The organism is [Clostridium] celerecrescens 18A (assembly GCF_002797975.1).
Taxonomy (GTDB): Bacteria; Bacillota; Clostridia; order Lachnospirales; family Lachnospiraceae; genus Lacrimispora; species Lacrimispora celerecrescens.
The window spans coordinates 1084359-1108405 of record NZ_PGET01000001.1; the positions used below are offsets into that span (position 1 = coordinate 1084359).

General features: G+C 46.6%; 25 protein-coding genes. 24 read left to right on the forward strand and 1 reads right to left on the reverse strand.

Annotated elements, in window-relative coordinates; genetic code table 11:
• Positions 1–23: 23 nt before the first annotated feature.
• The gene (locus H171_RS05075; protein ID WP_100304178.1) at positions 24–1433 is read right to left on the reverse strand and encodes a polysaccharide deacetylase family protein; all 1410 of its coding nucleotides are present in this window, start codon (positions 1431–1433) and stop codon (positions 24–26) included.
• A gap of 188 nt (positions 1434–1621) precedes the next feature.
• Here H171_RS05075 and H171_RS05080 point away from each other — a divergent pair, with 188 nt between their 5' ends.
• From H171_RS05080 to H171_RS05195, 24 genes are all read left to right on the forward strand, one after another.
• Positions 1622–2857: a D-alanyl-D-alanine carboxypeptidase family protein gene (locus H171_RS05080; protein WP_100304179.1), complete on the forward strand. Its 1236-nt coding sequence runs from the start codon at positions 1622–1624 to the stop codon at positions 2855–2857.
• A gap of 138 nt (positions 2858–2995) precedes the next feature.
• Entirely contained in the window at positions 2996–4513 is a 1518-nt protein-coding gene (locus H171_RS05085; RefSeq protein WP_100304180.1) for a sensor histidine kinase, read from the forward strand.
• A complete protein-coding gene (locus tag H171_RS05090) occupies positions 4485–5294 on the forward strand; it encodes a response regulator transcription factor (protein WP_100304181.1) in 810 nt (269 codons plus the stop codon). Before H171_RS05085 ends, H171_RS05090 begins: the two co-directional genes overlap by 29 nt.
• Positions 5295–5471: 177 nt before the next feature.
• The gene (locus H171_RS05095; protein ID WP_100304182.1) at positions 5472–7016 is read left to right on the forward strand and encodes a sugar ABC transporter ATP-binding protein; all 1545 of its coding nucleotides are present in this window, start codon (positions 5472–5474) and stop codon (positions 7014–7016) included.
• A 2-nt stretch (positions 7017–7018) separates the two neighbouring features.
• Positions 7019–8068 (forward strand): ABC transporter permease, encoded by a 1050-nt coding sequence (locus tag H171_RS05100; protein ID WP_100304183.1) that lies wholly within the window; start codon positions 7019–7021, stop codon positions 8066–8068.
• 26 nt (positions 8069–8094) lie between these two features.
• Positions 8095–9171 carry an ABC transporter substrate-binding protein gene (locus tag H171_RS05105; RefSeq protein ID WP_100304184.1) on the forward strand — a complete coding sequence of 359 codons (1077 nt, stop codon included), beginning with the start codon at positions 8095–8097 and terminating at the stop codon, positions 9169–9171.
• A gap of 67 nt (positions 9172–9238) precedes the next feature.
• Positions 9239–10279 (forward strand): TRAP transporter substrate-binding protein, encoded by a 1041-nt coding sequence (locus tag H171_RS05110; protein WP_100307428.1) that lies wholly within the window; start codon positions 9239–9241, stop codon positions 10277–10279.
• A 189-nt stretch (positions 10280–10468) separates the two neighbouring features.
• Positions 10469–10717, forward strand: coding sequence for a PspC domain-containing protein (locus tag H171_RS05115; protein WP_025233589.1), 249 nt, complete (start codon positions 10469–10471; stop codon positions 10715–10717).
• A gap of 189 nt (positions 10718–10906) precedes the next feature.
• A complete protein-coding gene (locus H171_RS05120) occupies positions 10907–11227 on the forward strand; it encodes a PadR family transcriptional regulator (RefSeq protein WP_025233588.1) in 321 nt (106 codons plus the stop codon).
• Complete coding sequence (locus H171_RS05125; RefSeq protein WP_100304185.1) at positions 11224–11967, forward strand: DUF1700 domain-containing protein; 744 nt, start codon at positions 11224–11226, stop codon at positions 11965–11967. Before H171_RS05120 ends, H171_RS05125 begins: the two co-directional genes overlap by 4 nt.
• A complete protein-coding gene (locus tag H171_RS05130; RefSeq protein WP_100304186.1) occupies positions 11964–12872 on the forward strand; it encodes a DUF4097 family beta strand repeat-containing protein in 909 nt (302 codons plus the stop codon). Before H171_RS05125 ends, H171_RS05130 begins: the two co-directional genes overlap by 4 nt.
• 94 nt (positions 12873–12966) lie before the next feature.
• Positions 12967–13155, forward strand: a complete 189-nt coding sequence (locus tag H171_RS05135) for a PspC domain-containing protein (protein ID WP_025233585.1) — start codon at positions 12967–12969, stop codon at positions 13153–13155.
• A 153-nt stretch (positions 13156–13308) separates the two neighbouring features.
• Positions 13309–13530, forward strand: coding sequence for a small, acid-soluble spore protein, alpha/beta type (locus H171_RS05140; protein ID WP_025233584.1), 222 nt, complete (start codon positions 13309–13311; stop codon positions 13528–13530).
• Between the two features lie 246 nt (positions 13531–13776).
• Positions 13777–14970, forward strand: coding sequence for a cobalt-precorrin-5B (C(1))-methyltransferase CbiD (cbiD, locus tag H171_RS05145; RefSeq protein WP_242976867.1), 1194 nt, complete (start codon positions 13777–13779; stop codon positions 14968–14970).
• Positions 14971–14973: 3 nt separating this feature from the next.
• Positions 14974–15651, forward strand: a complete 678-nt coding sequence (gene cobI, locus H171_RS05150) for a precorrin-2 C(20)-methyltransferase (protein ID WP_100304188.1) — start codon at positions 14974–14976, stop codon at positions 15649–15651.
• Positions 15652–15653: 2 nt separating this feature from the next.
• Positions 15654–16418, forward strand: a complete 765-nt coding sequence (gene cobM, locus H171_RS05155; RefSeq protein ID WP_100304189.1) for a precorrin-4 C(11)-methyltransferase — start codon at positions 15654–15656, stop codon at positions 16416–16418.
• A complete protein-coding gene (locus tag H171_RS05160) occupies positions 16415–17512 on the forward strand; it encodes a cobalt-precorrin 5A hydrolase (protein WP_242976868.1) in 1098 nt (365 codons plus the stop codon). Before cobM ends, H171_RS05160 begins: the two co-directional genes overlap by 4 nt.
• The gene (gene cobJ, locus H171_RS05165) at positions 17509–18249 is read left to right on the forward strand and encodes a precorrin-3B C(17)-methyltransferase (protein WP_100304191.1); all 741 of its coding nucleotides are present in this window, start codon (positions 17509–17511) and stop codon (positions 18247–18249) included. Before H171_RS05160 ends, cobJ begins: the two co-directional genes overlap by 4 nt.
• On the forward strand, positions 18242–19702 hold the full coding sequence (cobK, locus tag H171_RS05170; protein WP_100304192.1) for a precorrin-6A reductase: 1461 nt from the start codon (positions 18242–18244) through the stop codon (positions 19700–19702). Before cobJ ends, cobK begins: the two co-directional genes overlap by 8 nt.
• Positions 19703–19752: 50 nt before the next feature.
• On the forward strand, positions 19753–20325 hold the full coding sequence (cbiT, locus tag H171_RS05175; protein WP_100304193.1) for a precorrin-6Y C5,15-methyltransferase (decarboxylating) subunit CbiT: 573 nt from the start codon (positions 19753–19755) through the stop codon (positions 20323–20325).
• On the forward strand, positions 20318–21706 hold the full coding sequence (locus H171_RS05180; RefSeq protein ID WP_242976869.1) for a cobyrinate a,c-diamide synthase: 1389 nt from the start codon (positions 20318–20320) through the stop codon (positions 21704–21706). The genes cbiT and H171_RS05180 overlap by 8 nt, the downstream gene beginning before the upstream one ends.
• A gap of 37 nt (positions 21707–21743) precedes the next feature.
• Entirely contained in the window at positions 21744–22823 is a 1080-nt protein-coding gene (gene cobT, locus H171_RS05185; RefSeq protein ID WP_100304194.1) for a nicotinate-nucleotide--dimethylbenzimidazole phosphoribosyltransferase, read from the forward strand.
• Positions 22823–23380, forward strand: a complete 558-nt coding sequence (locus H171_RS05190) for a bifunctional adenosylcobinamide kinase/adenosylcobinamide-phosphate guanylyltransferase (RefSeq protein ID WP_100304195.1) — start codon at positions 22823–22825, stop codon at positions 23378–23380. Before cobT ends, H171_RS05190 begins: the two co-directional genes overlap by 1 nt.
• Before the next feature lie 99 nt (positions 23381–23479).
• Entirely contained in the window at positions 23480–23938 is a 459-nt protein-coding gene (locus tag H171_RS05195) for a GNAT family N-acetyltransferase (protein WP_100304196.1), read from the forward strand.
• The last annotated feature ends 109 nt before the right edge of the window (positions 23939–24047 follow it).

Sequence of the window (24047 nt, forward strand, 5' to 3'; positions counted from 1 at the left end):
CTACGGCTTTTTTCAAGGACTGTTTACATTGGCGGAACCGGTGTCGGTCTAGCCGGGTCAAAAACATCAGGAACATTAAACAGATCCGTTAAACTATCGGGGTAATAAAACATCCGGTATCCGTCAAGGTTTCTTCTGGCCTGACGGAAGTAGTCGGTACCCATCTGCATCCAGGTTGGCTTGCTGGCGTCTACGTTACAGAAATAACGGAAGCCAAGAGACTTTAAATATGTAAAACGTTCATTGTCATTAGTATAAGGGGTCCAGCTACCGATATCACTTCCAAAGGGGAAGAGGATAATATCTGTGGGTCCGGTTAAGGACTCAACGTTACGTTTCCATTTATCGCTGTCTGCCTTAAAATGGTTCATGGAAATCTGTCCCATGTTCCGGTGGCCCCAGCTGTGGGAGGACAGCTCCCAGCCGTGATCCTTTAACGCCTGAGCTACCTTTGCAGCCTGCTCCCGGTCTGCTTCATAATTGGGATTGGTATCCTTGTAGGATTCATCTGTCCGGTATCCCAGGATCCCGTTGTAGCCGGTAAAGGCCAGAATTCCACGCGCTCCTTTGTAGGAAAAGCCTGGATGGGTTTGTATGAAGCCTTCAAGGATCGGCACCAGATCATAATCGCCCACAGAAACGCTGCCGTCAGCCATAGTCATCTCGCAGGTGGGATATCCATCCTCTCCGATGATCATGCGGGTGGCAAAGCCGTCGCCTTGCATATATTCGTAATAGCACACATCATCCTGAGACAGGACAAAGGCTTTCTTGCCTGGAGGAAGCATGATATCTCCGTATACAAATTTAGGATTTCCGTTCTCATCCTTCGCCTCATATGCAAGATCATGGATCTTCACAAGAACATATCCCTTGTCATACATAGACTGCATCATCTTAAGGAATTCCGATTTGGTCGTCATCATCTGGTTGTAGCCCCCCTGCTTGGAATCTCCATCAAAGGCTTTTGAAGTGTCGATGATAAGAGAATGGAAAAAAACATGGGTCACATCCTGGGGATTGAACCGCACCAGGGCTTCCTTGGCGGTATTATAACCTGCAATGGCAGAGGTCACTTCTTCCTTTGCGCTGAACTCGGGGTCAGACTGGAGAAGACTGATTGCCCCATCGTAATCGTATTCAATAGAAAGGGTATCTGCCTGGGAAAGCAGGGACTTTAATTTTTCTTCTTCACTGGCTTGTCCGCTTGTGGCCTCTTCGGCGGAAGGATCCGGAGCTCCTTCATCGGAAGGATGTTCTGCAACGGAAGTATCGGCAGGCAATGCCCTGTATTTCAACCTTTTGCTTATCGCAACTCCGCACAAAGTCAAAACGGCAACGATTAAAATTCCAAGAAGAACGATCAGGATAACCTGTAATGTATGGTTCCGGCCTCCTCCAGAATTTCGTCCACGAAAGTCATGTCTGTTCATAGTACAACCTCTTAATTCTGTAGTATTGGGGCAGTATTAATAGATTTTAAACATACCCGGTACAAGTATAGCATACTTTACCGGAAGATGAAACGAAAAGATGGCAATTATTTTTGGAAAAAATGGCATATGTAAGGGAAGCAGTCCCATACAATGGTACAAAGGAATTTTAGGGGATCGTGTATCATATGAAGAGAGTTACGGCATTTGTTTTAAGCTGTCTTCTGCTGTTTTTCTGTTTATGCTTTCCGGCGGCAGGGCAAGAGCCGGATGTGACGGTAGCCTCGGACATGATTATCCAGGCAGAAGAGGCAAAACGGGTGAATGCGGAGGGCGGTCCGGCTTTGCAGTCCCCCAGCGCCGTTCTGATGGAAGCGTCAACTGGACAGATTATTTTTGAAAAGAACGCGGATGAAAAAAGGAGCCCGGCGAGCATTACGAAAATTATGACTTTGATACTTATTTTTGACGCGCTGGATTCTGGTAAAATCAAGCTGACGGATGAGGTTGTTACAAGCGCCCACGCAAAGTCCATGGGAGGCTCCCAGGTTTTCCTGGAAGAAGGGGAAATTCAGACGGTGGAAACCCTGATTAAATGCATTGTTATCGCATCGGGGAATGACGCTTCGGTAGCCATGGCGGAATACATAGCAGGAACGGAAGACGAATTTATTAAGATGATGAATGAGCGTGCGGCAGGACTTGGGATGACAAACACTCATTTTGAAGATTGCTGCGGACTTACCGATTCTGCCACCCATGTGACAACGGCCAGGGATATTGCGATTATGTCCAGAGAATTAATCACCAAATATCCTCAGATTCATAACTATTCTACGATCTGGATGGAGAATATCACCCATGTGACAAAGCAGGGAACAAAGGAATTCGGTCTTTCAAATACCAATAAGCTATTAAAGATGGCTACGAATTTCACTGTGACCGGTTTAAAGACCGGTTCCACATCAGTGGCAAAGTATTGTCTTTCTGCAACTGCAGAGAAGGAGGGAGTGCGCCTCATTGCCTCAATCATGGCAGCTCCGGATTACAAAGTCAGGTTTGCCGATGCCCAGACTCTTTTAAACTATGGATATGCCAACTGCAAGCTGTATGAGGATAAGGAGATGCTTCCTCTTCCTGATATGGTGGTTGATAACGGAGTAACGGATCAGGTTCCGTTGAAATATGGCGGTTCCTTTTCTTACTTGAGCCTTAAGGGAGAAGATTTCTCAGCCATTGAAAAGACGCTGGAGCTGGCACCTTCCATTTCTGCTCCGTTAGAAGAGGGACAGAAGGCCGGGAACCTTATTTATACCCTTGGAGGGAAACGGATTGGAGAAGTTCCCATATTAACTGCCGAGTCAGTCAGGGAAGCTAAATTTGCCGATTATTTTAAGCGCCTTTGGAAGGCCTTTAACCTGTAGTTATTATGGGATAAACACTGCCCTGTAAGTGGTACACAAAAAATCTGTGTACCGTTTACAGGGTATTTTTTGTTATTGACGGAAGTTCAAGGAAAGGATAAGATTAGTTAGTGAAAACGAATCGTGGGAGGTAAACAGGTGGGAGATCGATTGCTTGCCCTTTGGTATCAGATGTCTTTGAAAAGGAAACTATACGTGATCATAGGAAGCGTGGGAATCATTATGGCAGCTTCCATTTTCATCAATCTGAAAGTGGCATATATTTTTATCAACGATGTGAGCATTATCATGGATGATAACCTGGCCTGCTATAAGTTTCAGGAGTCCATGGAGAATGAAAGGGGATTGTTTGCCCAGCTGTTAGCAAACAATACTCCGGAAAATATGGAGGCATACCGTCAGGGCTGCCAGGAAACCAGAGCATATCTAAACAGCCTGCCCTATGATTATGATAAAATAGGGGAAGAGCGCTATGGGATCACCTGGAACATCAAAAACGGTTATGATACCTATGAGAAGCAGCGGGAAAAAGTAGTGGAAATGAATCAGAATGACCCCAGCTATATCAGGGAACTGTACAAAACATATAATATGCAGAAATATCTGGATCTCTATGGTACACGTCTGACAAGGGTGGTTTTAATGGGAGGAAATGATTATTACGAAATCCAGATCCCTGTGCTTAAGCGCATGCCTTACATTCTGGTCGCTATCAGCATCCTCGCTTTTTTTGTGCTTATGCTCCTTTTGCGTTTTATTACAGGCAGCATTGTAAAAACAGTGGTGCAGCTGGCTACGGTCTCAGGAAAGATCGAGAAGAACGATTTTTCGTCCCCTGACGTCCATTGGGATGGAAAGGATGAGATCGGACAGCTGGTAAGCGCATTCAACAAGATGAAGCATGCTACCCGGGACTACATCACAGCGACGGAGGAGAAACGGCTGATGGAAGAAAAGCTGTACCGGCATGAGCTGGAGAGGGCGGAGCTTGAGAAACGGTTTTCCATGGCCCAGCTTCAGCTGATCAAAAGTCAGTTAAATCCCCATTTTCTTTTTAATACACTGAATATGATCACCAGGATGGCACAGATGGAGGAAGCGCCGGTGACGGAGGAAATGCTTGTGGCAATCAGCAGCCTTCTTCGTTACAGCCTCCGGACGTCCAATGCCTTTGAGCCTCTTGAGCAGGAGCTTAAAGTAGTTAAGGATTATATGTACATTCAAAAGATGCGTTTCGGAGACCGGATTCAATGGGATATCAATTGCAGCATGGACCTATATAAGGAAGAGGTACCGGTCTTCATGCTTCAGCCGTTGGTGGAAAATGCGGTAATTCACGGGATCCAGGAAAAGGAGAACGGAGGAAGCATCAGCATACGGATCGAGAAAAGAGGAGAGCTTTTATGGATATCCGTAGCAGATACGGGAAAGGGCATGGACTCAGAAACACTGGCTGCTATCAGGAAAGCCATTGAAACAAAGGGGACAGGCCTTGGAATCGGGCTGGGGAATATATATAGAAGGATTTCTTATTACTACGAATATGGAAAGGTAACCATTGACAGCGGAGAAAGCAGCGGCACAGTGGTACAGATAGAATTTGGTCGGAGAAGGGATATAATGGATCATGTATCGGTTAATGATAGTAGAAGATGAAATGATAGAGCGGATTGTGCTCAAAAAGATGCTGTTAAAGAAATTTGGAGAGGAATGTCAGATCTTTGAGGCTCAGAACGGCAAAGAGGCAGTGGAGATTTTTAAAAGAGAAGATATCCAGGTGGTGATCCTGGATATTGGTATGCCGGGAATGAACGGAATCCAGGCTGCAGAAATCATGAGGAAGGAAAATAAGGATTGCTGCCTTATTTTCCTGACCGCCTACGACCGCTTTGACTATGCAAAAAAGGCGATTTCCATCAGGGCCATGGAATATCTGCTGAAGCCTTATTCCCAGAAAGAGGTCTTGAACGTGGTTGAGGAAGCTCTGCGGATTGCCGGTGAACAGGGGGATAAGCAGGAGGAAATCAAACCGCATACGGACAGAGAAGAGGAAGATACCCATCCGGTTTTGGAGGAAGAATCTGATTTTAGCGGCAGCCGTTTGTCTGTAATGACATCCATGGTGGAGGAATACATCCGGTCAAATTATATGAATGATATTTCCATGAGCGAAACAGCCAGGGCCGTGGGATATTCAGAGCCTTATTTTTGCAGGATGTTCAAGCTGCAGTTCGGGCAAAGCTTTACCTCTTATCTGGCGGAATACAGGGTGGAGGAAGCGAAAAAGCTGCTGGCTCAGCCCAATGTGATCGTAAAGGAGGTAGGAGTCAGAGTGGGTTACTTGGATTCCAATTATTTTACAAAGGTTTTCAAACGGCTGGAAGGGGTAAATCCTTCGGAGTACAGAATGTCCAGTCTGAAAGACCTCCAAAGTTAATCTGATTGTTAAAATGCCTGTCATGATGAGATGACAGGTATTTTTTTATGTACATTTGGCTGAAAGGATAAAATTCTACTATGGATGATAAAAAGTTACGATAGAATCTGCCTGGGCCTGTCGGTATAATGAATTCAAACACAGAGAGTGTATAGAAAGCAGAGAGGAGGAAGGGGCATGGAACAGGAATTGTTTCGAATGGAAGGGATAAGTAAAAGCTTCCCCGGAGTCAAGGCTCTCGATAAGGTTAGTCTGTCAGTGAATAAGGGGGAGGTCCTTGGGCTTGTCGGTGAAAACGGAGCCGGCAAATCCACCCTGATGAAGATTTTATCCGGTGTTCACCGGGCAGATGAAGGTGAAATATTCATTGAAGGAAATAAGGTGGACATTGATTCCGTTGCAAAAGCCCATGAGCTTGGTGTGTGTATCATCATGCAGGAGTTAAATATGTGCGGTCATCTTAGTGTGGCAGACAATATATTCATCGGCAGGGCTCATAAAAAAGGAATTTTTATCGATGACGGCAAGATGCATGAGGAAGCGCAGAAGATTCTTGATGATCTGGGTATTGAACTAAATACCTATGCCCATGTGGGAAGCTTAAGCATTGCTCAGCAGCAGATGGTAGAAATTGCGAAAGCGATCAGCTTTAATTCGAAAATACTGGTTCTTGATGAGCCGACAGCAACCCTTACAGAAAAGGAGATCGAGCAGTTGTTCGGTATCATCCGCCGCTTAAAAGAAAAGGGAGTGGGTATGGTTTATATTTCCCACCGAATGGCGGAACTTAATCAGATCTGTGAACGGGTTACGATCATCAGGGATGGCCAGTACATCGGCACCAGGAATCTTAATGAGATCACCATGGATGAACTGGTAAATATGATCGTAGGGCGTTCTTTGGAGGACAAATATCCTAAATATAAACGTAACATCGGAGAAATAGTTCTTGAGGCCAGAAATGTCCGCAGAGGCACTAAAGTAAATGCGGATTATTTTTGTGTGAGAAAAGGAGAAATTCTTGGAATATCAGGACTGGTAGGAGCTGGAAGAACAGAGCTGATGCGCTGCATCTTCGGTGCGGATCAGGCGGATTCCATGGAGCTTACGCTGGAAGGAAAACCAATCAAGGTCAACTCTGTGATCCAGGCCATTAAGCATGGGATCGGATATGCTACGGAGGACCGGAAGCGTGATGGTCTGGCTCTTGGCCTTGATATTAAATATAATACGAACATGGCCCATCTTCCAAACATCACTCATTTTGGATTTATCAATGATAAGGAAGGGCTTAAGAATGCGGAAAAATATGTGGAGCTTCTGCGTACGAAAACCCCAAGCGTGCACCAGCTTTGCGGAAATCTTTCCGGAGGCAATCAGCAAAAGGTAGTTTTAGCAAAATGGCTGTGCAATGATGTAAAGGTGCTGATCGTTGATGAACCAACCAGGGGAATCGATGTTGGAGCCAAGTACGAGGTGTATGAGCTGTTTAACAAGCTGAGCGCCCAGGGAGTGTCCATTATCATGATTTCTTCTGAACTGCCGGAGATCCTTGGAATGAGCGACCGGATTCTGGTCATTCACCAGGGGGAAATCAACGGAGAATTAGATGCAAAGACCGCTACTCAGGAAGATATCCTGTATCTTGCGGCAGGTTATAACAAATTAGAAGGAAAACCGGCGCCCGTATTATCAGGCAGCGGTAATAGAAAGGGAGAGTAAGGATGGGAAACTTAAAAGCAATGGTGCAGGAAAAGAAAGGCGGTTCGTTCAACAAGCTAAATGCAGCCACACGGCGGGCAATCTACTCACTGTGCATCCTGGTCGGACTGTTTGTGCTGTTTTCAATTCTTCAGCCTGCTAAATTTTTAGCCCCGGCCAATCTGCAGAACCTTCTGCAGCAGATCGTTACCTATACCATCATCGGCTGCGGCCTGACCTTCTGTCTGGTCTGCGGAGGAAACGATTTATCAGCCGGCGCTTCCATGGCACTGTCAGGCATTATTATGGTATCACTTCTGATGCAGGGACTGCCTCTTGTGGTATGTATCGCACTTTGCCTGATCATGGGTATCATGACAGGTATTATGAATGGATTTTTTATTGAAATTCTGGGCGTTGTGCCCTTTGTTGCAACTCTGGCAACCCAGTGGGTATACCGAGGCATGGCAAACGTGCTTGTAAACGGTGCACCTCTGTATACAACGAACATTCCTTCTAAGGAGATTCAGAAACAGTTTTACGTTCTGGGCGGCGGAAGGATCGGAGGGGATGGACTTCCCTACAGCGTTATCATTACTTTGATTTATGCTTTGGTTTTAGGTGTTGTTCTTGCGAAAATGCGGATCGGGCGCCAGATTTATGCCTGCGGTTCCAACTTAGAGGCTGCAAAGCTTTCCGGAATTAATGCAGTGAAGACACGTATGTTTGCATATTGTATTTCCGGATTATCCGCAGCAATCTGCGGAATCCTGGTTGCTTCCCGTCTTTCCAGTGCCCAGCCTACGGCAGGAAACGGTTATGAGATGGAAGCGATAGCAGCGTCTGTATTGGGCGGCATCTCCATCCTGGGCGGAGAAGGAACGATTCTTAATACGGTAATCGGAGCCTTGATGATGGGAGTAATCCGTAACGGACTGAACTTAAACGGTGTCAATTCGTTCTGGCAGCAGATGATCGTAGGTATTATCCTGTTGATCGCAGTAGCATCCCAAACGGCGAAGAAGAGCGGAGACTTAGGGGCAATCAAGCGGTTTTTTGGCTTGAAAAAATAAAACAATCAATTCAGGAGGAAAAAGAAATGAGAAAAGTAACGGCAGTTTTGTTGGCAGCAGCTATGGCAGTTGCCGGTCTGACCGGCTGTGGAAGCCAGTCAAGCAACGCTACCACCGCGGCAGCAGAATCCAGCCAGGGGGCGGCTACTGAAAAGGCGGAAGAATCAAAAGATTCCGCTAAGGGCGAAACAGCAAATGGAGAGAAAACCATTTACGTAATTGTAAAGGTTCTTGGAAACCAGTACTGGAGCGTGCTTCAGGCCGGTGCAGAACAGGCCGGTAAGGAACTGGGATGTAACGTAGTAGTAGTAGGAACTGCTCTGGAATCAGATATCGAAGGCCAGCTTACCCTGCTGCAGAATGCAGTATCCGCACAGGCAGATGGAATCGTTATCGCTCCTTTAGACAGTGTATCCCTTGACGCTCCTATCACAGAGGCGTATAATTCAGGAATACCGGTAGTTCTGGTAGATACAGTGATCAATAGCGAAAACTACAGTGCTGCTCTTTTGACCAATAACGTAGAAGCAGGAAAAGTTGCTGCTGAGGAACTGATGCGCAGGCTGAAAGACAAGGGAGTTTCTGAAACAGAAGATGCTCAGATCGCCATTCAGGTTGGTTCCACCGGTTCTCAGACCATCAATGACCGTGTTAAGGGCTTTAACGAGTACTGGCAGGAAAATGCTCCTGAGAAATGGCAGGTATTAAACAACGATATTAAGGTTAATGATGGAGATATCAGTAAGGCAGTAGGTTTCTGCCAGGACTTTATCACCACATATCCAAACTTAAAAGCAGTGTTTGGTCCTAACAACGGTTCTACCGTAGGATTTGTAACTGGTCTTACAGAATCCGGACGCACCGACATCTCCATGGTTGGATTTGATTTCTCTGCAGAAATTGAAACCATGATCCGCAGCGGCGAATACGATGTGTCTTCCGTAGTACAGCGCCAGTATTATATGGGATATGACGGCGTAAAGACAGCTCTTGAAATGTCAGCTGGAAACACTGTAAATGAAAAGACAATAGATACAGGTGTAATCCTGGTAACTTCTGATAATGTAGATGACGCTGAAGTACAGAGCATCATCAATCCATAATCAAAAAATAATATAAATAACAAACGCTTCCTCTGTGCCCAGGGGAGGCGTTTTGGGGGTAAAAGGAATGGACAAACAGATTGCCAAAAGGGCGGCTTTGATTGTTTTTGCAATGGCTGCAGCTTGCTTTTTTATATTTCTCCTGAAATCGGGAAATCCGGGGAAAACTCTTTTTTTTCGGGACAGGAAAGAAGCACCGGAATATGTGCTTTCCTATGCGGATAACCAGCCGGAGGATTATCCGACCGTACAGGGAGCGAGGAAATTTGCAGAGCTGGTGCAGGAAAAGACGTCCGGAAGGATTAAGATCAATGTGTTTGCCGGCGGTGAAATGGGGAGTGAAAACGAAGTAGTGGAACAGCTTCAATACGGCGGGATCGATTTTGCCCGGGTTTCGGTCATGATCCTGGCTGAAATAAAGCCTAAATTTAATGTGCTGCAGCTGCCTTACCTGTACAGAGATGAAAAGCATATGTGGAAAGTGCTTGATGGAGAGATCGGAGAGGAATTTAAGGATGATTTAAAGGAAAGCGATCTGGTGGCCCTTTCCTGGTATGATGCAGGTGCCAGACATTTTTACAATTCTTCCCGCCCCGTCAAACGCATCGAGGATATGAAAAAAATGCGCATTCGCGTTGCCAATTCCGACATGATGTCAGCTATGGTGGAGGCACTTGGTGCAAGGGCGGTGCCAATGGCTTATTCTGAAGTATATGCAGCTTTAGAAACCAGCACCATCGATGGTGCGGAAAACAACTGGCCATCCTATGAAACTATGGGACATTATGAGGTGGCAAAATACATCACGCTGGATGCCCACACCCGGATCCCTGAGATGCAGCTGGCCTCCCAGGCCACCTGGGAGAAGCTGAGTGATGCGGACAGGAAGATCATTACGGCCTGCGCAGAAGAGTCGGCCAGGTATGAAAGAAGGCTGTGGGAGATTCGTGAAGAGAATGTCAGACAGCGGCTGATAAAGGCCGGCTGTATTGTCACGGAGCTTAGCTCATCAGAGCAGGTGCGCTTTCGGGCAGCTGTCATGACAGTTTATCAAATGTATTGCAGCGAATATATTGATGTGGTAAACCGGATCGCCCAGATACGGTGATGAATGGATAACGGATGCTTTCAAGGTGAATTGCCTGAAGCATCCGTTTTTTTATAGGGTAAAATAAAAATTTTAATAGGTGTTGACAAGTAATATTATATGGCATATAATATTGTTATACGACGTATAATATAGAGAATAAAATAATATTATATATCAGTTCAATAGAAGAAAGGAAGGTGTGCAATCGTGGAACCAAAACGTTTGTACCGGTCTGTGAAGAACAGAGTTCTCTGTGGTGTATGCGGCGGTATTGGAGAATATTTTCAGGTGGATCCTGTTATGATAAGGCTGATATGGGTTCTTTTAATGTTTCTTCAGTCATGGCGCCATTTGTTCCGTTCGTTCATGGGATTTTCTCTGGTAGGAGGAAGCCTGGTCCTTTACGTCATTGCTGCGGTCATCATACCCCAGGCGCCAAAGGATGAAATAAGATAGCGTTGTTCAAGTTTTAAGAATACACCCTCTGGGTATACCTGTATACCCGGAAATTATGAGCAATAATAAGGAGGCACCCTTTGGGTATACCTATATGCCCAGAGAACATGGGTAATAATAAGGATACACCCTTCGGGTATACCTGTATGCCCAGTAAGCGTGGGCAATTATAAGAATAGGAGTGGGCACATGGTTTTTAACACAGGAGCAGCATTATTGGACGCCATTGTCCTTGCAATAGTGTCAAGGGATCAGGAGGGTACCTATGGTTATAAGATCACGCAGGATGTGAGAAATGTCATTGAGATTTCAGAATCAACCCTTTATCCGGTACTCCGAAGATTGCAGAAGGAAGAGTGTCTGGAGGTTTATGATCTGGCATTTGACGGCAGGAACCGAAGATATTATAAGATTACGGAAAAAGGAAGGGTTCAATTGAATCTCTATAAAGGTGAGTGGGTAGGCTACTCCCAGAAAATATCCCGGATTTTTGAGGAGGCACATATATGAGCAGGGATGAGTTTATGAGAGAGCTGGAGTATCTGCTGTCGGATATTCCAGATGAGGAAAAGGCGGATGCCATCGAATATTACAGGGATTATCTGGAAGAAGCGGGGCAGGAAAATGAAGAAAAGGTGATCAAGGAGTTTGAAAGCCCTGAGCGGATCGCAGCGATTATCCGCTCGGATATATCAGGGAATTTAGATGACGGAGGAGAATTTACGGAGACCGGCTATCGGGATGAGCGGTTTAAAGATCCGAATTACCAGATGGCTAAGCGGTATGATCTTCCGGAAGTATCCGATGACGGCCGATACGGACACGAAGGACAGGAGAAAAAACATAACAGGCGAAGAAGAGGCATGGATGGAAACCGTACCGTAAAAACTGTTTTATGGATCATATTAATTATTGCAGCTTCGCCTATCCTTATGGGAATCGGAGGAGGTATTGCTGGCTTGCTAGGAGGAATTTTAGGATGCCTTGTGGCAGCAGTTGTTGGAGTCGGGGCCTTGACCTTCGCCCTTTTAGCGGCTGGGGTCGGTATGATTTTGGGCAGTGTCGTCTCCATGGTGATTCATCCATTAAGCGGAGCCCTGCTTTTAGGACTGGGAATCCTGTTCCTTGGCTTAGGAATGATTGCTCTGGCCCTCTGCGGTGCTTTTTATGGGAGATTTCTTCCGTTTCTTTTCAGAAGCTGTGTCAACGTCCTTAGCAGGTTATTTCATGGAAGGAGAGGCCGTTTATGAAAAGGTTTATAAAGATATGTTTGATTGCAGGAAGTGTCTGCGCCCTGATCGGCGGGGGGATATCAGCCGTGGCCGCTGTGTTGGGAGGAAACTTATGGGATATCGCCCCTCAAAGAGCCCTTGAGTGGAGAAGGGATATTTCAGGCGTCACTCTGGATGGTTTCTGGGATGAGGTAGATTTTGTAAATTTTGATCTTAGCATTCCAGAGGTTTTTAATAAAGGAGAAAAAGGGCAGGAAATATTTTCTTCTGCGAAAGTTAAAAAAATGGATATAGTAATACGTACAGGAAACGTGGTTTTTGAGGAAGATCCCCAGGGAAGTGAGGTTAAAATTTTCTGCAACAGGGACCAATCCTGTTATACTCTGTACGCAGAAGATGATGATTTAGAGCTTCAGGAATATGATGGCTGGAAAAGAAAGGATGGCCCGGAGCTGCTATTTACGGTCCAGGTGCCAAAGAATTACCGATTTTCCGAAGTTGACTTACAATCAGTACATTCAAACCTTTTTTCAGGAAGTGAGGATTTCGGCCCGGCTATGACATCCCAGGCTCTTTCTGCGGATGAACTGACAATTGAAACAAAGGCCGGCGTCATAAAGATCAATGGCGGCAGCGTAGGAAATCTTCAGGTGAAAAGCAGTGCAGGTGCTGTGGAATTTTTAGGAAGAACTACCGGAGACATTGAGGCAATATGCCAGGCCGGCACCATAAGGCTTGAACTTGCCGGGAAAAAGGAAGATTACAATTACGATATCCAGTGCAAGATGGGAGCTGTCAAGGTTGGAGACGAAGGCACTGCGGCCCTGCAGGGAAAGAAGCAGACGGATAACGGGGCTGGAAAAGATATGGATCTGGATTGTAAGACAGGAGCGATCCAGGTAGATTTTATGAATGAATTATAATGTAACTCCGTCTAACCGATTATCGGAAAGACTTTTGTTTCCGATAATATAATTATAGTATTTACAGGTCAAATAGCAGAAAGGAGATAAACAAATGGAAGACAATCAGAAAAAACTATACCGTTCCGATACAGACAAAATGCTTTGCGGGGTATGCGGCGGAATTGCGGAGTACTTTAACGTGGATTCTACCCTCATCCGGCTTTTGTGGGCAGTGCTGGCCTGCACAGGCACGGGGATTGTGGCCTATTTTATTGCGGCCATTATCATCCCCAGAAGATAAAAGGGCTTTTAAAAGCAGGAAACAAAAAAGCAGGCTGCCGCGGACCAGAGTTCCGCAGCAGCCTGCTTTTTTTAATACTGGAAGAAATTTACGTTTAATTCTCCTGGTAGGGGGCATACTCTCTTTAGATTTAAGAAAAGGAGATTTGAAAATATGTCAAAGGGAAAGAAAAACGAACCATTTGATCCTCGTAATATGAAGCCGGAGGAAATACTTAAATTTGAAATTGCAACAGAGCTTGGCCTTGGTGATAAGGTAATAGAGAGCGGCTGGCGCAGTCTGAGTGCAAAGGAAAGCGGACGTATCGGAGGCCTGATTACAAAAAGAAAAAGAGAAATGAAAAATGAAGCTCTTTTAAAGGGTGAAGAAGTATAGAAAATACCCTGCGGGTATCCCTTGATGTCCGTAAAGCATGGGCAGAAGAAGAAAACTGAGGAATTTTCTTGCACCGTAAGGGAATATATTTTATAATGGACCTCAAAGAGGAAATATCCTGCGGGTATCCCTTTACGTCCGGTAAAGCGGGACAGGCTCTGCACAGAAAGCATTGGCGGGAAAGAGGAGATACGTTTCGGATATTCCGTGATGCCTGGAAAGAATGGGCAGGAAAGATGCAGGACGATGGAAAAACAGGAATTAAGAAGCGGATTCACAACAGGAACCTGTGCCGCTGTTGCTGCCAAGGCAGCAGCGGTCATGCTGTTAACCGGGTGTGAATTACAACATATGACACTTATGACGCCAAAAGGAAGGTCGGCTGATCTTCCTCTTTTTCATGTTATCCTGAGACAGGAAAAGGCGGTATGCGCAGTTAAAAAGGACGCTGGAGATGACCCTGATGTAACACATCAGGCCATGGTGTTTGCCAGTGTTCAATATTCTGATGAAAAGAAAGAAAGGCAGGCCGCGGGAATCTATCACAGAGAGGGGGAGGAGGGAAAAGGCCCTCTTTTTCTCACTGCCGGAGAAGGGATCGGCTGGGTGACAAAACCCGGATTATCCTGTCCCGTAGGCATGCCGGCCATTAATCCTGTTCCCCGTGACATGATCTTTTGCGGGGTGGAGGAAGCCAGAAGGGAAGCAGGCTTTGATGGTTCCTTAACAGTCACCATATGGATGCCGGAAGGAAAAAAACTGGCGGAGAAAACCTTTAATTCCAGGCTGGGAATTGAAGGCGGGCTTTCAATTTTGGGAACAACAGGAATCGTAAAGCCTATGAGTGAAGAGGCGCTGATTGCCACCATACGTCTGGAATTACATATGAAGGCGGTGTCAGGAAAGAAACAGGTGATTCTTGTTCCGGGAAATTATGGTGAAGCTTTTATACAGGAAACACTTGGCCTTGACTTAAAGGATGGTGTGATCTGCAGCAATTTTATCGGGGAAGCTTTACAATCGGCAGGTGAGGAGGGATTTCACCAGATCCTGTTTGCAGGGCATATCGGGAAGCTGATCAAGACTGCAGGGGGTGTACCAAATACCCATTCCAAATATGGGGACCGCCGTATGGAAATATTGTGGGACTGTACTGCCCCTTTCACTGAGGGCAGGGCTGGATTAAAAGATAAGATTCTGACAGCCAACACCATGGAGGAGGCAGCGGGAATCCTTAAAAGCTGTGGGATTCTGGAGCCTGTCATGGAAGAGGTGATGGACAGGATCCAGAGGTATATGACTCTCTGGTCAGGAGGGAGAAAGGTGGAAGTGGTGACATTTTCCACGATGTACGGTATACTGGGAACGAGCCGGGGAGCGATGAAGCTCATCGGGTTGTTTTCCGGTGCAGAGTCTGGACGGAAAGAACAGGAGGAATAAACAATGGCTGGAATCATGTACGGGATCGGTGTAGGGCCGGGAGATCCGGAGCTTATGACTTTAAAAGCGGTAAAAAGGATCAGGGAATTAAAGGTCATTGCCATTCCCCATATAAATAAAGAACAGTGTACGGCATATCAGATTGTAAAACAGGCGGTGCCGGAAATAGAAGAAAAAGAATGCATTCATCTCCACATGCCTATGACAAAAGACGAAAATGTACTTAAGGAAAGCCATGATCTGGCAGCCAGGACAGTAATGGAGTATTTAAACAGGGGGGAAGATGTGGGATTTATCACCCTGGGTGATGTTAGCATTTATTCAACCTTCACCTATCTGATGGAACGGCTTTGGAAGGAAGGCTATGACACCCGCTTAGAAAGCGGAATCCCCTCCTTTTGTGCCGTGGCGGCAAGGCTTGGAATCCCTCTTGCATCAGGAGCAGAGGAGCTTCATATCATACCAGCCTCTTACCAGGTAAGAGATGCCATAAAGCTTCCTGGAGTAAAAGTGCTTATGAAGGCCGGCCGGCAGATGGAAGCGGTGAAGAGAGAACTGAAAGACTGTGGGGCCAGCGCCATGATGGTGGAAAACTGCGGAATGCCGGAGGAACGGATCTATCGTTCTCTGGATGAGATTCCGGAAGATGCCGGCTATTATTCTTTGGTGATTGTGAGGTAAATATGGTACATATTGTAGGAGCAGGTCCGGGAGCGCCGGACTTAATAACAATGAGAGGCAAAGAACTACTTGAGAGGGCGGATGTGATCATTTACGCAGGCTCTTTGGTTAACCCAGCCCTTTTGGAATACAGAAAAACCCAGTGCCAGGTTTATGACAGTGCCAATATGACCCTTGAGGAAGTAATTGCGGTTATGGCTTTAGCGGAACGGGAAGGAAAGATGACGGTAAGGCTCCATACCGGCGATCCATGTATTTATGGCGCTATCAGAGAGCAGATGGATCAACTGGAGGAACGAGGAATCCCTTATGATGTATGTCCGGGAGTCAGCTCTTTTTGCGGTGCAGCCTCCTCCCTTAAAATGGAATATACCCTTCCGAAGGTCACCCAAAGCGTGATCATTACCCGCATGGCAGGCCGGACACCGGTGCCGGAGCGGGAATCCATCGCTTCCTTTGCGGCACATGGAGCTACTATGGTAATCTTTTTAAGCACCGGCATGCTGGATCAGCTGTCAGAGGAATTGATAAAGGGCGGTTATCTTCCGGATACTCCTGCCGCTATCGTCTATAAGGCCACCTGGGAGGACGAGAAAACCATAAACTGTACGGTGGAAAGCTTAGGTGCAAGTGCCAGACGGGAGGACATAAAGAAGACATCCCTGATTCTTGTGGGCAATGCGGTAGCCCAGAACGGCTACGAACGTTCCAAGCTTTATGACCCGGTTTTTACGACGGAATACCGGAAGGGAACGGGGGACGAATGATGAAGCTTTCGATCATCTGCTTTACGGAAGCAGGAGCAAGGCTGAGCGTAAAGCTTTCAAAAGAACTTTTAAAAGCAGGACAGCCTTGTGAAGCTTATGGATCAGAAGGACTTCTTAAGTCCTGCCCTGACGGGGATCTCATGATCCCTGTTTCTACATCCCTTTCAGAATGGACCAGGAAGCAGTTTTTACAAAAGGATGGAATTGTGTTTATTGGAGCTGCCGGCATTGCAGTCCGGGCAATTGCACCCTTTTTAAAAAGTAAGGCAGAAGATCCGGCCGTGGTGGTCATGGATGATATGGGGAGATTTTCCATTTCCCTTTTATCCGGTCATTTGGGAGGAGCCAATGAACTGGCAGAACGGCTGGCAGGATTGGTCGGCGGTCAGGCAGTTATTACCACTGCTACAGACATCCATGGAAGATTTGCAGTAGACCTATTTGCCAAGGAGCAGGGACTGGTCATTACAGATTTAAAAAAGATAAAAATGATTTCCTCCGCTATACTTAAGGGGGAAAATGTAGGATTTCACAGCGATTTTTTGGTTTCAGGAAAGCTCCCGTCCGGGCTTATCCCAGGGGAGGCCTTCGGTGCAAATCTTTGGATCACCATAAAGGAAAGCGGGAACGAGGGGCCCCTTAAAGAATCCTTAAAGCTGGTTCCAAGGCTTCTGGTTCTGGGAATCGGATGCAGAAAAGGGGTTCCCGCCAAAACAATAGAAAAGGTTCTTGACCGGGTTTTTAAGGAATGGGACTTATCCCAGGAAGCACTGGCTGCGTGTGCCAGCATCGATTTAAAGAAGGAAGAAGAGGGTATCTGCCAGTTTGCTGCTTCTAAAGGAATCCCGTTTTACACATATCCGGCGGCCGTGCTTGAAGAAACAGAAGGGGAATTTTCTTCCTCAACCTTTGTCAAGCAGATCACAGGAGTTGATAATGTATGCGAACGGGCGGCCCTTGCCTGTGTTAAGGAATTGGGAGGCGGCAAGCTGCTGGTAAAAAAACAGGCGGCAGACGGGGTGACGGCAGCTGTGGCTGTCCGGGATTGGAAGGTGCAGCTGAAGGCCTGTGATTCTTTAGGAGGTAATTTATGACAAAGTCAGGAAAACTTTACGTAGTAGGAATCGGACCAGGTTCCTATGAGGATATGACCATAAGGGCCATTAAGGCCCTGGAAGAGAGTGCGGTCATTGTTGGGTATACTGTATACATAGACTTGATCAAGAAACATTTTCCGGATAAGGAGATGCTTGCAACGCCGATGCGCAGGGAACAGGAGCGCTGTTTGCTTGCCATCCAGGAAGCAAAAAAGGGTAAAATCGCAGCCATGGTATGCAGCGGAGATTCAGGTGTTTACGGCATGAGCGGATTGATCCTTGAAATGGCCCGGTCAGAAGAAGATCTTGAGATTGAAATCATACCAGGAGTGACTGCGGCATTAAGCGGGGGTGCCGTCTTAGGCGCTCCTCTGGGACATGATTTTTCGGTCATCAGCTTAAGTGATCTGCTCACTCCCATGGAATTAATTGAAGACAGACTCAGGGCTTCCGCCCAGGCTGACATGGTCATCTGTCTTTATAATCCGTCCAGTAAAAAAAGGGCCGGTTATTTGAAAAGGGCCTGTGAGATCGTAATGGAATACAAAAACCGGGAAACAATCTGCGGTCTTGTAAAAAACATTGGCAGGGAAGAGGAAGAAATGGTGGTCATGACTCTGGAAGAACTAAGAGATACCCAGACTGATATGTTTACCACCGTTTATATAGGAAATTCCATGACGAAATTAATCAATGGCAGGATGGTAACACCACGAGGATATAAAAATGTGTAGAGTTCTGATTTTTGGAGGCACCACGGAGGGCCGGATTCTGGCGGAATACTGCCATGAAAAGAAAATAAACGCATGGGTCAGTGTGGCTACCGGATATGGAAGGTCAGTACTTCTGGAAAGTCAGTATCTCCACATTCATGAGAAACCCATGGCTGCCCATGAGATGGAAGGTTTTATCGGGCAAAACGGCATCACTCTTGTACTTGATGCCACTCACCCCTATGCCACGCTGGCAAGTGAAAACATTCGCACCGCCTGCAAACGGGCAGGTACTTCCTGCATAAGGATTGTAAGAGAATCTTCCGGAAATTTAAAGCCGGGAGATCAGGGGGAAGGAAAGATTCTATGGGTCAGTGACTTAGAGGAAGCGGTCCTTGCCTTACACAAAATACCTGGTAATATTCTTGTCACAACAGGAAGCAAGGAGCTTTCCTCCTTTACCAAGCTGGACTCCTGGGAAGAACGGGTTTTTGCCAGAGTCCTTCCTGGCATGTCTGTAATCTCTGCCTGCGAGCAGCTGGGGTTTAAGGGGAAACATTTGATTGCCATGCAAGGCCCTTTTACCGCAGAGATGAACCGGGCTATGATAAGGCAGTATGACATTAGCTGTCTGGTGACAAAAGAAGCCGGGCCGGCGGGGGGCTTCCCGGAAAAGATGGAGGCAGCGGCTGAATGCGGGATAACGGCAGTGGTCATCGGACGACCTGGCAAGGAAGAAGGTATGACTGTCAGGGAGGCTAAGAAGCTTTTAACCGATTATAAAGAGGAGAAGGCCCGGTCTCAGGTAATGCCAGAGCTTCAGGTCCGTACTGAGAAGAGAAAGGTATCCCTGATCGGAACCGGTATGGGCGGAGAGGATCAGATGACCGTTAAGGCATGGAAAGAATTGCAGCAATGCGATGTGATCTTCGGTGCAGAGCGGATGCTCTCCGGCATATCTCCTGCAATTTCCCGTGCCGTTAAAATTCCCTTTTATATGAGTAAGGACATTCTGCCCTGGCTTGAGGAGCATGAGGAGTTTGTCAGAATCGGAATCCTGTATTCCGGTGATACAGGCTTTTACAGCGGGACCAAAAGGATGGCGGAAGCATTGGCCCAGGAACCATATTGCCAAAGATATGACACGGTGGTTCTGCCGGGAATATCATCGGTTTCTTATTTGTGCTCCCGGTTGAAAACGGACTGGGAGGATGTGCGGCTTGTGAGCCTTCATGGGCGGACCTGCGACATTATAAAGGAATTAACTCTTAATCCCAGGGTATTTGCCTTATTGGATGGAATCAATACGGTAAAAAGTCTGTGTCGCCTTCTTAAGGAACAGGGATTTCATGATGTCAGGCTTTCCGTAGGAGAGCGGCTTTCCTATCCGGATGAACGGATAACCGTTGGAACGCCAAAGGAACTGGAAGTGCAGGACTTTGATATGCTGTCAGCTGTATTGATAGAAAGATAAGGTTAACTGGATATGCAGGCATATCCGTATGATTCATTAGGAGGCAATTTATGAGAGATGAACTGTTTATCCGGGGAGATGTGCCCATGACAAAAAGTGAGGTCAGGGCTGTCTCCATATCAAAGCTGGAACTGGAACCGGATTCCGTCCTGTATGATATTGGGGCTGGAACCGGCTCTGTATCCATAGAAGCGTCCCGGTATCTTACAGAGGGCCGGGTTTATGCAATTGAAAAGAAGGCGGAAGCCATAGATCTTATAAAGGCCAATAAGGAAAAATTTGGAGCGAGCCGTCTGGAAATCGTTGAAGGAACCGCACCTGAGATATTAGAAGCTCTTGAAGCCCCTACTCACGTATTCATTGGAGGAACTTCCGGCACCATGGATAGAGTACTATCCCTGGTTTTAAAAAAGAATCCAGGAATCAGGATTGTAATCAATGCAATTGCTTTGGAATCCCTTTCAGAAATTCTTTCCTGGCTGAAACAGCATTCTATTACGGCTGAAATCGTGCAGGTTCAGATATCCAAAGGAAGGGAAGCAGGGGACTATCATCTGATGATGGGACAGAATCCGGTTTATGTGATCTCCTTTGGCGGGGAAGGGAGGAACGGCATTGGATAATTCCTATCCCAGACTGATGCTTGCGGCCCCCAGAAGCGGAAGCGGAAAGACTATGATGACCTGTGGGCTATTAAATGCGTTTCTTTTAAGAAAGCTGTCCTGCCGGTCTTTTAAATGCGGTCCGGATTATATTGATCCCATGTTTCATAAATATGTGCTTGGTATTGACGGTGGAAATCTGGATACATATTTCCTGGATAAAGAGCAGGTAAGGGAACAGTTTTTGGACCAGGCAAGGGGAGCAGGGATTTCCGTCATTGAAGGCGTTATGGGGTATTACGACGGGGTGGGAGGAGACACTACCCAGGCGAGCTCCTATGAGGTGGCATGCACCCTTGATGCGCCGGTGGTCCTGGTATTAGACTGCAAAGGAGCCAGCCTGTCCCTGTCCGCAGTGGTGAAAGGCTTCCTGGAATATAAGGAAGACAGCCACATAAAGGGCGTGATCTTAAACCGGACATCATCTGTCATGGCAGAACGGCTGAAACCGGCCATGGAAGAGCTGGGAGTGCATGTTTACGGATATCTGCCGGAATGTGCGGAAGGGACTTTGGACAGCCGCCACTTAGGTTTGGTTCTGCCAGGAGAACAAAAGGATCTGAAAGATCAGCTTAATCAGCTGGCTATGAAGCTGGAAACCACGATAGACATCAATGGACTGATAAAGCTGGCCCTGGATTCCAGGCCTCTGCCGTCTCTTCAAGGTGGATTAAAAAATCAGGATTCCCAGGCAGCCCAGGGAAAAGAAGTGCTTATAGGACTTGCCTTAGATGAGGCTTTCTGCTTTTATTATCAGGAGAACTTAAGGCTTTTTAATGAGATGGGGGCAAAGCTCATACCCTTTAGCCCGATCCACGATAAGAAACTGCCTCCAGGGGTTTGCGGCCTTTTGCTTGGCGGCGGATATCCGGAGCTTTATTGCCGGGAACTTTCGGAGAATGAATCCATGCTCCGGGAAATAAGGCAGGCATCAGAACGCGGCCTTCCCATACTGGCTGAGTGCGGAGGTTTCCTGTATCTCCATGAACAGCTGGAAACAAAGGACCAAATAGCATATCCCCTGGCCGGTATTATAAAAGGAAAGGCATACCCTACAGAACGGTTGTTAAGATTTGGTTATTTTGAGGCATTTCCCAATGCGGATACCCCATTTTTGAAAAAGGGTGAGTCCATCCGGGGGCATGAATTCCATTATTGGGACAGCACGAATAACGGAGCCTGTATGGAAGCTAAGAAACCAGGCGGGAAAAAAAGCTGGGACTGCGTTCATGGGGACGGAAATCTCCTGGCAGGCTTTCCCCATTTTTATTATCCTTCTAACCCTGCACTGCCAAAGCGTTTTGTGGAGGCCTGCAAAGGATTAAGGGAAGGGGAAGAATAAACGATGGAAAATCTTTGACTAGGAAAGGTTTCAAACAATGAATGATGAATTAAGTACATATCTTACACAGATCCGGCCTCCCAGCGCTTCCTCCATGGAAATGGCCCGTAAACGGTGGTCGCAGGTGGCGAAGCCACTTAACAGCTTAGGCGTTCTGGAAGATGATATTATAAAGATTGCAGGGATAAGAGAAACGTCAAAGGTAGAAATGGAGAAACGGGCCCTGGTCATCCTTTGTGCAGACAATGGGATCGTGGAGGAAGGAGTCACCCAGACCGGCAGGGAAGTGACCGCCCTTGTGGCCGAGAACATGACAAATGGAAACAGCAGTGTCTGCATTATGGCAGACCGGGCAGGAGTGGATGTATTTCCTGTGGATATAGGGGTTGCCAGGGATTTGATTCCCGGCTCCCGTCACCCTCTCCTTTGCAGAAAGGTCGCTTACGGGACAAAGAATTTCCGGAATGAGCCTGCCATGACACGGGAGGAGGCAATCCGGTCCATAGAAACCGGTATCAAACTGGTAGGGGAATTGGCGGAAAAAGGCTATCAGCTCATTGCTACCGGAGAGATGGGCATCGGGAATACCACCACCAGCAGTGCAGTCGCTTCCATGCTTCTTAAAAAAGCACCGGAAGTACTGACCGGAAGAGGGGCTGGATTAAATGACGAAGGCTTAAAAAGGAAGCTTGAAGTGATAAAAGAGGCTGTTAAACAATATAGCCCGGCATGTCATGATGCAGTGGAGGTTCTCGCCTGCGTGGGAGGATTTGATCTGGCAGGACTTACCGGCGTGTTTTTAGGCGGTGCTATTTACAAGATCCCGGTACTGGTGGATGGATTTATTTCCGCTGTTGCCGCTCTTTCGGCTGACCATATTTATCCTGGTTGCCGGAACTTTATGCTGGCTTCCCATGTTTCTGCGGAACCTGCCGGAAGGCTGATCCTTGATGAGCTGGGGCTTAAACCCCTCATACAGGCAGGTATGTGTCTGGGAGAGGGGACCGGAGCAGTGGCAGCAGTCCCCCTTCTTCTTATGGCGGCAGACGTTTATGGATCAATGAGTTCCTTTGAAGACATCCAGATCGAGGCGTACAAGCCCATGGGAGGCGTATAATGGTCACTCTGGTGATAGGCGGAAGCGGAAGTGGAAAGTCAGAATATTCAGAAAATCTTGTCATGAGCCTGGGACAGGGACGGCGGATTTACATTGCCACCATGAAACCATGGGATGAGGAATGCAGGCGAAGGATTGAACGCCACAGGCAGATGCGGGAAAAAAAGCAGTTTGAAACTGTAGAATGTTACCGCAATTTAAAGGGACTTAAGCTGGATATAGGCGTACAGACCTCGGTGGTTCTTTTAGAATGCATGTCAAATCTGGTATCCAATGAGCTTTTTGGTCTGGGGGAAGAGGGAGAAACCCCATGCTTAGAAGGAACCTTGGCTGCAGCGGAGATTTTGGAAGGAATCGGGAAGCTGAAGGAGGTAGCCGAACATATTGTCATCGTGACAAATGAGGTTTTCTCCGATGGAGACAGCTACAGTATGGAGACTATGGCGTACCGCAAGGTTCTTGGGGAAATCAACCAGAGAATAGCAGAAATGTCCGATGAAGTGATTGAGGTAGCTGCCGGAATTCCGATTATGATAAAAAAGAGAAGGGACCTTTAAGAAGCCAGGTAAGTAGTAAGGTAAAAAATAAGGCAAAAAGAGGTGGAGATGAAAGGGCCTTGGTTGTGTGGCAGAATAATTAATTACTGGAGGATACGTATGAACATAAGGCAGGCTGAAATAAAAGATTTAGAAACTGTTAAAAGTATAACAAACAGCACAATATATACGATATATCCGCGTTATTATCCTTCCGGTGCGGTGGATTTTTTTCTGTCTCATCATAATGAGGATCACATATTGGCTGACATTGATTCCCGAAGAGTATATGTACTGGAGAACGAGGAAAAAGCGTTAGGTACTGTAACAATAAAGGACTTTGAAATATGCCGGTTGTTCGTACTGCCTCTTTATCACGGAAAAGGATATGGAAGGCTGCTACTGGAATTTTCCGAACAATTGATTGCAGGCCAATTTAATAAAATCCAGCTGGATTCCTCGCTTCCGGCAAAAGAGATATACCTGAAGCGAGGTTACAAAGAGATAGCTTCACACCATATTATTACTGAAAATGGAGATTATCTTTGCTATGATGTAATGGAAAAAGAGTTACTATAATGATTTCCCATAGAGGCCTTGGCAGTTGCTGAATGGAGATACATCAGCTGGCTCTTCAATGGAACAAAATCGTTATGCGATTGCTTGCTATAGCATTAGCATAACGATT